Origin of the sequence: Larkinella fluvii (assembly GCF_051857545.1) — a bacterium.
GTDB lineage: Bacteria > Bacteroidota > Bacteroidia > Cytophagales > Spirosomataceae > Larkinella.
Genome location: NZ_JBPZHB010000009.1, coordinates 453,810 through 467,699, shown reverse-complemented (window position 1 = coordinate 467,699; position 13,890 = coordinate 453,810). Strand labels below are relative to the sequence as shown.

The 13,890-nt window shown below is 53.5% G+C and carries 10 protein-coding genes; all 10 read left to right on the top strand.

From position 1 onward, the window contains the following. Window positions 1-17: 17 nt before the first annotated feature. The 10 genes from ACS5NO_RS25190 (at window position 18) to ACS5NO_RS25145 (ending at window position 13,888) form a co-directional block, all read left to right on the top strand. Window positions 18-3,086 (top strand): SusC/RagA family TonB-linked outer membrane protein, encoded by a 3,069-nt coding sequence (locus ACS5NO_RS25190; RefSeq protein WP_439417681.1) that lies wholly within the window; start codon window positions 18-20, stop codon window positions 3,084-3,086. Between the two features lie 33 nt (window positions 3,087-3,119). Next, window positions 3,120-4,643, top strand: coding sequence for a SusD/RagB family nutrient-binding outer membrane lipoprotein (locus ACS5NO_RS25185; RefSeq protein ID WP_439417680.1), 1,524 nt, complete (start codon window positions 3,120-3,122; stop codon window positions 4,641-4,643). 175 nt (window positions 4,644-4,818) lie between these two features. Then, window positions 4,819-5,916 carry a serine hydrolase domain-containing protein gene (locus ACS5NO_RS25180; RefSeq protein ID WP_439417679.1) on the top strand — a complete coding sequence of 366 codons (1,098 nt, stop codon included), beginning with the start codon at window positions 4,819-4,821 and terminating at the stop codon, window positions 5,914-5,916. A 95-nt stretch (window positions 5,917-6,011) separates the two neighbouring features. Continuing rightward, window positions 6,012-6,224, top strand: coding sequence for a YgaP family membrane protein (locus ACS5NO_RS25175; protein ID WP_150875760.1), 213 nt, complete (start codon window positions 6,012-6,014; stop codon window positions 6,222-6,224). A 49-nt stretch (window positions 6,225-6,273) separates the two neighbouring features. Continuing rightward, window positions 6,274-6,909 (top strand): Crp/Fnr family transcriptional regulator, encoded by a 636-nt coding sequence (locus ACS5NO_RS25170; protein WP_439417678.1) that lies wholly within the window; start codon window positions 6,274-6,276, stop codon window positions 6,907-6,909. A 73-nt stretch (window positions 6,910-6,982) separates the two neighbouring features. Next, a complete protein-coding gene (locus tag ACS5NO_RS25165) occupies window positions 6,983-7,780 on the top strand; it encodes a sulfite exporter TauE/SafE family protein (RefSeq protein ID WP_439417677.1) in 798 nt (265 codons plus the stop codon). Window positions 7,781-7,900: 120 nt separating this feature from the next. Beyond that, complete coding sequence (locus tag ACS5NO_RS25160; protein WP_439417676.1) at window positions 7,901-9,319, top strand: MBL fold metallo-hydrolase; 1,419 nt, start codon at window positions 7,901-7,903, stop codon at window positions 9,317-9,319. Between the two features lie 43 nt (window positions 9,320-9,362). Further along, window positions 9,363-9,935, top strand: a complete 573-nt coding sequence (locus ACS5NO_RS25155; protein ID WP_439417675.1) for a YeeE/YedE family protein — start codon at window positions 9,363-9,365, stop codon at window positions 9,933-9,935. 17 nt (window positions 9,936-9,952) lie between these two features. Then, the gene (locus ACS5NO_RS25150; protein WP_439417674.1) at window positions 9,953-10,432 is read left to right on the top strand and encodes a YeeE/YedE family protein; all 480 of its coding nucleotides are present in this window, start codon (window positions 9,953-9,955) and stop codon (window positions 10,430-10,432) included. Between the two features lie 405 nt (window positions 10,433-10,837). Then, complete coding sequence (locus ACS5NO_RS25145) at window positions 10,838-13,888, top strand: SusC/RagA family TonB-linked outer membrane protein (protein ID WP_439417673.1); 3,051 nt, start codon at window positions 10,838-10,840, stop codon at window positions 13,886-13,888. Window positions 13,889-13,890 lie beyond the last annotated feature (2 nt).

Here is a 13,890-nt window from a genome sequence, read left to right as displayed (position 1 = left end):
TCAATTTTTCACCTACTATGAAAAGAAGTCTATGTTTTCTGAGGATTCTGGTCCTCTCCCTTTTGTCAACCCTCAGCTTTGCGCAAACCGTCGAGGTCAAAGGCAAGGTGACGGAGGAGGGCAAAAGCGAAATAAACGGGGTCAACGTGCTCATCAAAGGCACGACCCGCGGAACGATCACCAACGACCGGGGCGAATACAGCATCCAGGTTCAAAAAGGGGCGACCCTCAAATTCAGTTCCATCGGTTTTATACCGAAAGAAGTCGAAGTCGGTAATTCGACCACCATCGATGTGTCGCTGATGCCCGAAGAATCGACGCTGAGTGAAGTGGTGGTGACGGCCCTCGGGATCAAGAAAGAGAAAAAAGCCCTGGGGTATTCCGTTACCGAAGTGAAAGGGGAGGAACTGACCCAGGCCCGAACCGTCAACATGGCAAACTCCCTACAGGGAAAAGTGGCCGGTTTGAACGTGGCCAACACGGCGACAGGCCCCGGTGGTTCGAGCCGGATTGTCATTCGCGGGAATGGTTCGATTTCCGGCAACAACCAGCCGCTGATCGTGGTCGACGGAACGCCGATCAACAATGACAACCTGGGTTCGGCCGGGATGTGGGGCGGGGGCGACAGCGGAGACGGTATCTCCAGCCTGAACCCCGACGAAGTGGAAACGATCAGCGTATTGAAGGGGGCCACGGCCTCGGCCCTGTACGGTTCCCGCGCATCCAATGGCGTAATTCTGGTGACGACCAAAGGCGGGAAAGCCAACAAGGGCATCGGCGTTGAACTGAGCAGCAACTACGTGGCGGAGAATCTGTTACTGCCCACCTACAAAGATTACCAGTATGAATACGGCATGGGCAACAACGGCATCAAGCCGACCACCGTGGCCGAAGCCCTGACCTCGAATAGCTGGGGCGCCAAACTGGATGGTTCAAACACCATCAATTTCGACGGAAAATCACGGCCTTATTCCGCCTACAAAAACAACCAGACCGATTTCTACCGCATCGGAAGCACGTTCACCAATTCGGTGGCGCTGACGGGTGCAACCGAGAGCATTACGTACCGGTTGTCGATGAATGACCTCAACAACAAGGCCATCATTCCCAACAGCGGACTGCGCCGGAACAATTTTGCACTGAACGTCAACGCCAATCTGGGGCCTAAACTGTCGATTGTCACGAACGTCAAGTACATTCTGGAGAAAACCACCAACCGGCCCCGCCTGTCCGATTCGCCGGGGAGTGCGACGTACGCGATCAACGCCATGCCGACTTCGTTGCCGCTCTCGGCCCTGAAAGAAAGCCCGCTCAATGACGACGGTTCCGAAAAAGTCTGGTCCGACAACATTTACATCCAGAATCCGTATGTGGCGGCCAATAACTGGCGGCAGGAAGATAAAAAAGGCCGGATCATCGGCGTCGTCGAGCCCCGCTTCAACTTCACTGACTGGCTCTTTCTGCGCGGTCGGCTGGGTTTCGACAATTTCAACTACCGCAACCTGACCATCACGCCCTACGGTACGCCATTTCAGCCGCGTGGGGGCATGAACGTCGGCAACCGGAATTTCACGGAAACCAACTCTGAGCTGCTGCTGGGCATCAACAAGAAGTTTGGCGACCGGTTTGGGATCAATGCGCTGTTCGGGGGCAACCTGATGAAACAGACTTACCAGAACTCGTCGTACGGCGGCAGCAACTTCAACATTCCGTATTTCTACGACATTTCGAACATCGACCCGGCCGCCCGGAGTTCCAGCGAAAACTACATCGAGAAACGAATCAACTCCGTTTACGGTTCGGCGGAATTCTCGTACAATGGCTATCTGTTCGTGACGGCAACAGCCCGGAACGACTGGTTCTCGACCCTGGCTAAAGGCAACAACAGCATTTTGTATCCGTCGGTGGGGGGGAGTTTTGTGGTTTCGGAGGCTTTCAAATTGCCGACCGCCATCAATTACTTGAAAGTGAGAGCATCGTGGGCGCAGGCCGGTGGCGACACCGATCCGTATAATCTGTCTCTGTACTACGGTTTGTCGGGCGCACACCTGGGCGCTCCGCTGGCCCAGATCAACGGCGACCGTGTGCCGAATTCGAACCTGCAACCGCTGACGTCGACCACTTCGGAAGCTGGTTTGGAAACCCGGCTGTTCAACAACAAACTGGGGGTCGACTTTGCCTTGTATACCCGGAAAACCACCAACGACATTGTGGCGGCTACGATTTCCAACACCTCCGGCTACGGCAGCGCGTTGTTCAACGTGGGCGAGATCGCCAACAAAGGACTCGAATTGTTGCTGACCTACCGACTGGCTTCGGCGAAGGATTTCTCGTGGGATGCGTCATTCAACATGGGTTACAACCAAAGCGAAGTCGTGAGTCTGTACGGCAACCTGACTACGCTGCAGGTGGACGAAAACCGGACGCGGATTGCCTACATTCACCAGGTGGTGGGTTTGCCCTATAGCCAGGTGAAAGGATTTACCTACAAAAAAGACGCGTCGGGCAATGTCGTTTACGACTCGCAGGGCTATCCCTTGCAGGGTAATCTGGTCAATTTCGGCACCGGCGTGGCACCCACCACCCTGGGTTTCACCAACTCGTTCCGGTATAAAGGCATCGGCCTGAGCTTCCTGATCGACGGGAAATTTGGCGGGGTGATTTACTCCGGAACCAACGCCTACGCCAACCGCCGGGGCTTGCTGAAGTCGACGCTGGAAGGCCGCGAAACGGGCATCGTTGGTAAGGGCGTCAACGAAAAAGGCGAACCGAATACTGTGAGAGTACCGGCGCAGCAGTATTACGAGCGGCTGTTTAACATTGCCGATCCGTTTGTCTACAGTGCCGACTTCCTGAAACTCCGGCAGGTGATCATCGACTACACGATTCCGACGCGGGTGTTCGGAAAATCGCCGTTCAAAGGGGCGTCCATTTCGCTCGTGGGCCGGAACTTAGCCATTCTGATGAAGAAAACGCCGAACATCGATCCCGAATCGACCTACAACAATTCGAACGCCCAGGGACTGGAACTGGCCGGTGTGCCGCCAACCCGGACGGTGGGGGTTAACCTGAATCTGAAATTCTAAGTCATGCGCTCATCTTCTAAAAGATACCACCATATGTTACGCAAAATACTGATAGTGACCACACTTCTGTTTACGTTTGGGGCGTGTACGGAAGATTTTGAAAAGATCAACGTCAACCCCAACACGCCCTCGTCGGTGCCTTTGGACTACCTGTTGTCGGGGGCCACGCTGCACATTCCGGGGTCGGCGGGCGATCCGGGGTATAAATCCTGGCGGGCCAACTTCATCTACGCGTCGACCGTCATTCAGCAGATGTCGTCGGTAGAAGTCAATTTTTACCGGGGAACGGTGTATACCTACCAGGGTGATTTGAGCGAAGCCTATTTCGTGAACTCGTACCCGAATTCGATCAAAAATCTGGTCAATCTCATTGCACTGGCCAAAGCGGATGCGAAAAACGTGAACATTCTGTCGATGGCCCGGATTCTGCGGGTGGTCGAGATGGCCAACATCACGGATCTATACGGCGATGTTCCGTACAAAGAAGCGGGTTTAGGCTATCTGGACGGGGTGTTCTCGCCGAAATACGATGCGCAGAAGGACATTTACGCCGACTTGCTGAAAGAACTGGAAGAGGCCGGGAAAGCGTTCAGTCCCACGGCCTACATTCCGAAAACCGCCGATTTTGTGTATGCCGGTGATCTGGAAAAATGGAAACGTGGCGCCAATTCGCTGATGCTTCGGCTGGCCATGCGGATGCAGAAAGTGGATGCGGCCGGGGCGCAGGCCTGGGCCAAGAAAGCCATCGACGGCGGCCTTATGGCCAGCAACGACGATAGCTTTTCGATCAAGTTCTCGAACACGGGGGCCGGCACCAACTCCAACGCCAATTCGTGGAACCTCGGCGCGGGACGCGGCATTGCCAACGGAAATAACATCCAGTGGGCCAGCACGTTCATCGATGCGCTGAAAGCCCGGAAAGACCCGCGCCTGACGGTAATTTCGGCACTGAAAAACGGCGATAAGACTGTGGCGAAACAACGCGGAATTCCGCCCGGAACCGATGCGACGACCCTGAAAACACTGCCCGAAACCAGTCTGGATAATTATTCGCGGGTGGCTCCGAATATGTATGCACTGGAAAATCCGTACTTCATCATGACCCACGCCGAAGCGCGTTTGCTGAAAGCCGAAGCCATTGAACGGGGGTGGGCTACCGGAACCGCTAAAACCGAGTTTGAAGCCGGTCAAAGCGCGGGTGTCCGGCAACTGGCGTCGTATGGTGGGGTGATTGCGGATGCCGATGTGGCGGCTTACGCGGCTGCCAACCCATATCCGGCGGGGTCGCTGGAGGATAAAATGAACGCCATCCATACCGAAATGTGGGTGATCACCGGCTCGGTGCTGAACCACCTCGAAGGCTGGGCGAACTGGCGGAGAACGGGACTCCCCAAACTGACTCCGGTCAATTATCCGGGGAACGAAACCAACGGCCAGATTCCGCGCCGGTTGCGGTATCCGCAGGGAGAACCCGGGATTAACCCGAATATTCAGGAAGCCATTACCCGCCAGGGCCCGGATCTGTTTACGACCCGTATCTGGTGGGACAAGCAATAAGTTTACCAACTAACCTATTTTGAATAGTCAGGAGGCCTCTGGAAACAGAGGCCTCTTTTTCTTTCCAGACAACAGAGGCTAGATTAGAGAGAAAAACCGGAAATGAACGCTCAAATCCGGTTTTGAGAAGATTAGGAGACTGCGGTTTTCGTTATTTGTTTCAAAAACAACACGAATGAAAGTTTTCTACGGCCTTTTACTCTTCCTGTTTTCACAATCGCTGCAAGCCCAGCGCACGTTTTCTTCCGCCGATACCACCGGTTTTGCGGCAATTCTGGAAGCCTTACGACAGAAATACCAGATCCCATCGCTTTCCGTTGGCGTAGTGCATGGAAAAAAGCTGGTCTGGTATAAGGGGTTGGGCTATGCTGACATTGAAAATAAGGTAACACCCACCGAGCATACGGTGTATCATTTGGCGTCGGTTACCAAAACCTTCGGGGCCATCATCCTGATGCAACTGGTGGAAGGGGGCAAGGTCAATTTGGATGATCCGGTTACAAAATACGGCATTCAGTTGGGTGCGCGTTGGGGAAACGACGACCGGATTAAACTCAAACACCTGCTGACTCACACGGCCCAGGGAAACTCGTTCAACGGTTTCAAACCGGGCTACAGCTTTGGTTACAACGGCGATTACTACGGCAAACTGGCTCAGCCCATTGAAAAAGAATCGGGAAAAACGTTCGGGCAGTTGGTGGTCGACAACATCATCCGACCGCTGGGGCTTACCCATACCGCGCCCAATCTGGCCGATACGGCTAATTTTGCGTTGACGGGCTTTAATCGGGAAGCGTATGGCAAGCTGGTGGCCAAACCGTATGATCTGCAAAAAGGCCGGATTGTACCCATCGCGTATCCGACCCATTTCGGCCCGGCGGCCGGATTGATGTCGTGTGTCAGCGATCTGGCGGCCTATTCGACGGCCATTGACGAACAAAAACTCTTAAACCCCCTAACCTGGAAACAGGTTTTTACGCCAACGTATTCCCGAAATGGCAAGGTGCTTCCCTACGGCCTGGGATGGTTTGTGCGTGACTATAAAAAGCTGCGGATTCTTTGGCATACGGGCTGGTGGACGGGCAATTCATCGCTGTTCGTCAAGATTCCCGAACGCGATTTGACGTTTATTATTCTGGCTAATTCGCAGGATTTGAGTCGCCCTTTTTACGCCAAATTCGACATTTTCAGAACCAATCCGAAGCTGCAGAGCGACCTGAGAGCCTCCGCATTCGCCAAAGCCTTTCTGGATCAATTTGTCAGAAAACCCTGAAAACCGGTTTGACCATCAAAAATCACAGGCTATTGTGATAAATGTCACTGATTAGGTTCCCGGATAGCCCTTACTTCATCCCAAAAAGTAAGGCTATGAAAAAGAACATTGGTTTTTCGGATAAGGTGGTTCGGTTGCTGATTGCCGCCACGTTAATAGGGCTTTATATTGCGGATGTGGTGACTGGCGTATGGGCCGTGGTGGCCCTGGCAGGAGCCGGAATTATGATTGCCACCAGTTTAATGAATTTTTGCCCGCTCTACGCATTCTTTGGGATAGGCACCAAACGCCGAAAAAAAATGTCTTAAAGAAGACGACCGGCCCGACGTTCGGGTACGGTGAAAGACAGCGAGAGGAATGATCAACGACAGTCAGGTAGTCAATGCCGCATTTCGGGGAAGTTTTGAACCGGCGCTAATCGAAGAAATAAACCGGATCGGGATTTATCAGGAAGTTGAAGAAGGTGAATATTTGATCCGGCCGGGGAGTTACATCCGCTCGGTGCCGATTATTCTGAGTGGCTCCATCAAAATTATGCGCCCCGATGCGGTCGGTAATGAGGCTTTGCTCTACTACCTGAGTGGGCTGGATTCCTGCGCCATCTCGATGACGGGCACGCCCGACAACAAACCCAGCGAAATTACGGCGATTGCCGAAGAAAAAAGCCGTCTGATTTTCATCCCGGTCGAGAAAGTCGATGAATGGATTTGCCGGTTTCCCACCTGGAAACAGTTCGTTTTTCGTACCTACCAGCGCCGGTTCGACGACATGATTGCCACCATCGACAGCATTGCGTTCCAGAAACTCGACGAACGGTTACTGACCTATTTGAAGAAGAAAACCCAGAGTTGCCAGTGTACGGTTTTGCAGATCACCCACGAAGAAATTGCCCGCGAAATGGCGACGTCGCGGGAGGTGATTTCCCGTCTGCTGAAGCAGTTGGAGCGCGTGGGCTACCTCCGGTTGTCACGCAATAAAATCGAAATTTTGTAGAAAATGGTCGCCCGTGTGACATATATCACGGAACCGCCCGTTTTTCATGGCGTGCTTTGTTAAAAAAAACAGCATGAGTTCGCATGAAATTCTGGGCTTTGCGGCATCGATCCTGATCGGGATTACCCTGGGTCTCATCGGCGGGGGCGGCAGCATCCTGACCCTGCCGGTGCTGGTGTATCTGCTCGGCATCAACCCAACGGTTTCCACCACCTATTCATTGTTTGTAGTCGGCACCACCTCGCTGGTCGGTGCCGTTCGCTATATGCAGCAGCGGCTGGTCAACTACCGGGCCGCGCTGGCCTTTTCACTCCCTTCGTTTGCCGCCATTTACCTCACCCGCACCTACCTCGTTCCGGCCATTCCGGATCCGGTTTTTTCAACCCCGGCCTTTTACCTGAGTAAAAACGTCGCCATCATGGTCGTATTTGCGCTGGTCATGCTGGCGGCTTCCGGCTCGATGATCCGCGACCACCGAATTGAAACGGACGCTGTCCAGAACCGGATTAGCCCCAATTTACTGGCGACGGAAGGGGTTCTGGTTGGTATTCTGACGGGTGTTGTGGGCGCGGGGGGCGGTTTTCTGATCATTCCCTCGCTGGTCTTACTGGCCCGCTTGCCCATCAAAATGGCCGTCGGGACTTCGCTGCTGATCATTGCCGCCAATTCGCTGATCGGCTTTCTGAGCGGCCTGTCAATCACAACGATCGACTGGCGGTTTTTGCTGGCCTTTACAGCCCTGTCGATCCTCGGGATTTTGCTCGGTACCTACCTGACCCGGTTTGTTTCCGGCCCGAAACTCAAGAAAGCTTTCGGCTGGTTCGTACTGGCGATGGGTGTCTACATTATTGTGAAAGAAACTTTTCTCTAATCAGTCCGGCGTGTAACAAAAGTCACGGAACGCCCGTTGCCGCCTTTTTACCTTTGCTATAGGTTGAATCTCAAACGCATCGACCTGAATTTTTGTTAAACCAGAACCGAATTGAAAACCATGAAAATTGAACAGATTTATACGGGCTGTCTGGCCCAGGGTGCCTATTACATTGAAAGTGAAGGCCAGGTTGCCATTATCGACCCATTGCGCGAAGTAAAACCGTATGTGGAACAAGCCGCCAAAGCGGGTGCCAGCATCAAATACGTGCTGGAAACCCACTTTCACGCCGACTTCGTGTCCGGTCACCTCGACCTGGCGCGCCAAACCGGGGCTACCATCGTCTATGGGCCGCTGGCCAAACCGAATTTTGAAGCCCACATCGCAACCGATGGGGAAGAATTGCAACTCGGTTCCGTCAAAATCCGGGTGCTGCACACGCCCGGCCACACGATGGAATCGACCTGTTATCTGCTGCTGGATGAAAGCGGGAAGGAAACCGCCCTGTTCAGTGGCGACACCTTGTTCATCGGCGACGTCGGCCGTCCGGATCTGGCCCAGAAAGCGGACCTGACAATGGACGATCTGGCGGGCTATCTCTACGAGTCGCTGCGCACCAAAATCATGACGCTGCCGGACGATGTTATCGTCTATCCGGGTCACGGGGCGGGTTCGGCCTGTGGCAAAAACATGAGCAAAGAAACCACCGATACGCTGGGCAATCAGAAGCTGTTCAACTATGCGCTGCGGGCTTCGATGTCGAAAGAGGAGTTTATCAAGGAAGTAACCGACGGTTTGCTGGCCCCTCCGCAGTATTTCCCACAGAACGTTGCGCTCAACAAACAGGGTTACGAAAGCATCGATACGGTTTTGAAACGGGGAGGACAGGCCCTAAGTCCGGATGCGTTTGAAGCAGCCGCCAACGAAACCGGTGCCCTGATTATCGACACCCGACCGGCGCAGGTTTTCCGTCAGGGTTTCATTCCAAATTCGATCAACATCGGGCTGGGCGGCCAATTTGCTCCCTGGGTCGGCACGTTGGTTCCGGATGTAAAACACAATCTGCTGCTGGTTTGTGAACCGGGTCAGGAGCAGGAAGCGTTAACGCGACTGGCGCGGGTGGGCTACGACCAGGTGCTGGGCTTTCTGGCGGGCGGTTTCGGCACCTGGGAGGCAAGCGGGAAGGAGAGCGACACCCTGTTGTCGGTTTCGGCGGAGTCGCTGGCAAACCGGATGGCAGAAGGGGAGCTGGAGATCGTCGATGTGCGGAAACCGGGTGAATTTGCCGCCGAACACATTGCCGGGGTTCGCAACATTCCGCTGGAATACCTCAACGATCACATGGCGGAGTTACCCAAAAACAAAACCCTTTTCATCCATTGTGCGGGCGGCTACCGCTCCATGATGGCAGCATCCATCCTGCAAGCAAGAGGGTATGAAAAGCTGGTGGATGTGACAGGCGGTTTTGACGCCATCAAGAAAACCGGGCTTTTTGAAATTACGGATTATGTGTGTCCCACGACTTTGAAAAAGGCGTAACAAATTTGTAAATTAGCCAGTTGAATAAAAAAATAGAAAATCTATGGAGTTATTAGAGTTAATCCGTCAGCCCTGGCCCTGGTATGTGGCCGGGCCGCTAATCGGACTGACGGTGCCAGCCTTGCTGTTGATTGGCAATAAATCATTCGGAATTTCGTCGTCGCTGCGGCACATCTGTGCGGCCTGTATACCGGCTAACATTCCATTTTTTAAGTACGACTGGAAACACGAAATCTGGAACCTGGTTTTTGTGGCCGGTATTCTCATCGGCGGTTTTCTGGCGGGACAGTTTCTGGCCAACCCGGAGGCTGTTCAGATTTCACCCCAGACCGTCGCGGATCTGAAAGCCCTGGGCATCCATGATTTCTCAGGTCTGATGCCCGGTGACATCTTCAACGTGGCTAACCTGTTTACATTGAAAGGGCTGGTATTTTTCGTGCTGGGCGGTTTTCTGGTTGGGTTCGGAACGCGCATGGCGGGTGGCTGTACGTCGGGGCATTCCATCATGGGAATTTCCAACCTGCAATGGCCGTCGCTGGTCGCTACCTGCTGTTTTATGGCGGGCGGTTTTGCGATGACGCACCTGATTTTACCCCACCTCATGAAGTTGTTTTAAAAACCGGAGATTCACGAATGGAAAAAATAGAAGTTGAAGAGATGTTGGCGTGCGATGCACCCAACGACATGAAGCGGGAGGAAGGGTTTGTCGGGAACCTGAAATACGGGGTGGTTGGCATTCTGTTCGGCATTGTCTTTGTCAAGGCGGAGATTGTTTCCTGGTTTCGGATTCAGGAGATGTTCCGGCTGCAAAGTTTTCACATGTACGGTGTCATCGGTTCCGCGATTGTGGTCGGGATGCTGTCGATATGGCTGATCAAACGGTTTAGAATCAAAACGATAGCGGGTGATGAGGTGGTGTTTCATCCCAAGAAATTCAACTCCGGTCAAATCTACGGCGGTTTGCTTTTCGGTCTCGGCTGGGCCATCACGGGAGCCTGTCCGGGGCCGTTGTTTGCCCAGATCGGCAGCGGTTTTGTGGTGGTTCTGGTGACGCTGCTGAGTGCCATTGCCGGAACCTGGGTGTATGGGTATTTCCGAACCCGGTTGCCATAGCCGTTCTGCGCTAACAGTCTGACCTAATCAGTGTAATTTAAAAGATAACACAAACGTAACAACGGTAACTTTCTGGGAACTAAATGCTTTGACAAGCAATTTATTTTTCAGAAAATTACCGTTTTTTTTTACACTCTGTTCTTGATTCTTCGTTTGTCCGAATAACCCGAAAATTCGGATTTAAATGGTAGAAACCGTGCTGAATAGCAGGAAATAGCTAAAATTTTTCTTTGCATTGCGTATACAGCCAGACGACCGCTGCCTTTCCGGGTGAGCAAATTTCTGGGGTAAGGGTAGGAGTAATTTGGTGTCGCTGGATATATTAAATTATTTTTAAATATTTGGCGAAAGAATTGGAATTGCACAGATTCCGAGACCTTTGTCACCATTTAACTTTCTACCTATATGATGATTTTCTACTCTTTTTCTCCTCCCTTTACAATGCACTGGAGGAGACTTTGCTGTGTCCTGCTCGCCCTAACGCTACTGGCGGTCGAGGGGAAAAGTCAGGCATTGGCAACGATTAAAACGTCCAGCTCACAGGGTGACCGAGCGGTAGCCGATGTCACCGTCAGCGGGCGGGTGACGGATGCCCTGACGAACGAAGCCCTGGCGGGTTGCAGCGTCGTGCTGAAAGGAACCCAGCGCGGAACCACCACGGACGCCAACGGTGATTACCGGATTGCCGTGCCGGAAGGCAATGCCGTCCTGGTGTTTGGTTTCATCGGTTTTGTTTCGCAGGAAATAGCGGTCGGCAACCAGAGCACAATCAATGTATCCCTCAAAGCATCGGCGTCAGAACTGTCGCAGGTGGTAGTGATCGGCTACGGGAGTGCGGCCAAGAAAGACATGACCGGTTCGGTGAAGTCGATCAAAAGTGCCGATTTCAACAAAGGGATCATCAATTCGCCGGAGCAGCTTTTGCAAGGCAAAGTGGCCGGGGTCAATGTCACCTCCGCCAGTGGCGAACCGGGTGGCGCTCAGAATATTACGATCCGGGGGCCGGGTGGGGTTCGGACGGGCAGTACGCCCCTTTTTGTGCTGGACGGTATTGCGCTGGACAACTCCAGTACGGGTGGAACCTCCAACCCGCTGAATTTTCTGAACCCGCAGGACATCGAGTCGATCGACGTGTTGAAAGATGCTTCGGCTACTGCTATTTATGGTTCGCGGGGTGCCAACGGCGTGGTGTTGATCACGACTAAAAAAGGCAAATCCGGTTTTTCAACCTTCAATGTATCGTCCAGTCTGGGGATCTCCAACCTGACGCGGGCGTTGCCGGTATATTCGGCGGATGAATACCGGCGGCAGGTTCCGGCGGTAGGCGGGGTGCTGGAAGATTTCAAAGCGTCCACCGACTGGCAGAAGGAAATTACGCAGACCGCCTACACCCAAAACCACAACGTGTCGTTCGGCGGGGGAGCCGAAAAGCTGACATACTACGGCTCTTTCGGGATTCAGGACCAGGATGGTATTCTGAAAAACAGCGAATTCAAGCGGTATACGGGACGAATCAACGTGTCGCAGAAATTCATGGAAGACCGTCTGAATGTGGATGTCAACCTGAATGCGACCAGCACCTACAGCCGTCGTCCACCGGTCGAGAGCCTGCTGGGCGGGGCGATTTCCGCCAATCCGACGTTGCCGGCTTACGACGCCAACGGCGAACCCTTCAAATACCAGAGTGGGGTGAACCCGCTGATTCCGTTGAAACTGGAAAAGGACGTAACCACCATCAACCGGGTAATCGGGAATATCTCGCCCTCGTTCAAAATCACGAAAGATCTGGTGTACAAACTCAACCTGGGCGTTGACAACTCTAGTTCGGTGCGGGATTTGCAGTCGTTGCCCAACGCGGTTCCCTTGCAGGACGGTCGGCTGGAAACCATTTACAAAACCAACCGCAACGTGTTGATCGAGAATTACTTCACCTATACGTTATCGACCACGAAGCACAACCTGACGGCTTTGCTGGGCCATTCGTACCAGAAGATTTTCGTGCAGGAACGCAGCTCAAGCATCAACAAATTCCCGATTTCGCCCATCGAGCCGATCTACAATCCCGGTTTGGGACAGGATCTGACGCTGGCGAATAACCGCCCCGGCGGATACGCCCTGGAAAATGAACTTCAATCGTTCTTCTCCCGCGTCAATTACCAGTACAACGACAAATACCTGATGACGGCCACAGTGCGGGCCGATGGCTCATCCAAGTTTGGGTCCAACAACAAATACGGTATTTTTCCGTCGTTCTCGGTGGGCTGGCGGTTGTCGGAAGAAGCGTTCCTGAAATCGGGCCCATTCTCTGATCTGAAACTGCGGGCGGGCTGGGGACAAACCGGTAACCAGGAAATTCCGTCCAAAATCACGCAGGCGCTGTTTACCTCGCAGGTGTCGGCCACGACGAGTTATCCGCTGGCTCCCACGGGGCCATATCCCGCCGGAACATCGTATTCGCGGCTGGCCAACCCGGACATTCAGTGGGAGGTGTCTTCCCAAACCGACATCGGACTGGATTTCGCCTTGTTCAAAGGCGCGTTGTCGGGTTCGGTCGATTATTTCCGGAAAGTCTCCAACAACATTCTGCTGGAAGTGATCCCGGCTGACCCCGTTCAACCGGCAGGTACGTTCTGGACCAATGTGCCGGACATGACCATTACCAACCAAGGCGTCGAACTGGATCTGAATTACCGCTATGCCAACCTGAACGGTTTCCGGTTCGACATCGGCGGGAACGTTACGTTCATCGACAACGAGGTGAAAAACTCGCCCTATACCGTCATTCCGTCCGGGTCAGCTTCTGGTTCCGGTCTGACGTCGGCCACCATCAACGGCTACGTCAACGGCCAGCCCATCGGTACCTTTTTCCTCAAGGAATTTACCGGTTTCGACGACAAAGGCATCAGCACCTTCCGCGATGTGGACGGCGACGGTATTGTGACGGACAAAGACCGGGTGGCCGTGGGAAGCGCCCTGCCCACGAAACAGTTCAACTTCAACAGCAATGTGGCCTACAAAGGCTTCGATCTGGCGGTGAATTTCAACGGCGTTTCGGGGAACAAACTGTACGACAACACCGCCAACTCCAATTTCTACAAACTGCGGTTGTCGAAGGGGCTGAACACCACGCCCGAAGCCATTCAGTACGCCAACGAGTCGATCAACAACTCGGCACCGGTTTCGTCGCGCTACCTGAAAAACGGGTCGTATTTGCGGCTCAACAACCTGTCACTGGGCTACAACCTCAGCCCCAAGCTGCTCGGCATCAACCGCTGGGTTTCCGGCATCCGCTTGTCGGCCACGGGCCAGAATTTGTTTGTGATTACCAAGTACGACGGGTATGACCCCGAGGTGAATACGGACCGGACGGTCAACGGGATTTCCTCCTACGGCATCGACTACCTCAGCTACCCGAAAGCCAAAACGTTTGTTCTGGGCCTGAATCTTACTTTTTAATC

Bases quoted from the DNA above. Each gene is read 5' to 3' on its own strand.
- ACS5NO_RS25190 (WP_439417681.1), top strand. From the start codon at position 18: ATGAAAAGAAGTCTATGTTTTCTGAGGATTCTGGTCCTCTCCCTTTTG.
- ACS5NO_RS25185 (WP_439417680.1), top strand. From the start codon at position 3,120: ATGTTACGCAAAATACTGATAGTGACCACACTTCTGTTTACGTTTGGG.
- ACS5NO_RS25180 (WP_439417679.1), top strand. From the start codon at position 4,819: ATGAAAGTTTTCTACGGCCTTTTACTCTTCCTGTTTTCACAATCGCTG.
- ACS5NO_RS25175 (WP_150875760.1), top strand. From the start codon at position 6,012: ATGAAAAAGAACATTGGTTTTTCGGATAAGGTGGTTCGGTTGCTGATT.
- ACS5NO_RS25170 (WP_439417678.1), top strand. From the start codon at position 6,274: ATGATCAACGACAGTCAGGTAGTCAATGCCGCATTTCGGGGAAGTTTT.
- ACS5NO_RS25165 (WP_439417677.1), top strand. From the start codon at position 6,983: ATGAGTTCGCATGAAATTCTGGGCTTTGCGGCATCGATCCTGATCGGG.
- ACS5NO_RS25160 (WP_439417676.1), top strand. From the start codon at position 7,901: ATGAAAATTGAACAGATTTATACGGGCTGTCTGGCCCAGGGTGCCTAT.
- ACS5NO_RS25155 (WP_439417675.1), top strand. From the start codon at position 9,363: ATGGAGTTATTAGAGTTAATCCGTCAGCCCTGGCCCTGGTATGTGGCC.
- ACS5NO_RS25150 (WP_439417674.1), top strand. From the start codon at position 9,953: ATGGAAAAAATAGAAGTTGAAGAGATGTTGGCGTGCGATGCACCCAAC.
- ACS5NO_RS25145 (WP_439417673.1), top strand. From the start codon at position 10,838: ATGATGATTTTCTACTCTTTTTCTCCTCCCTTTACAATGCACTGGAGG.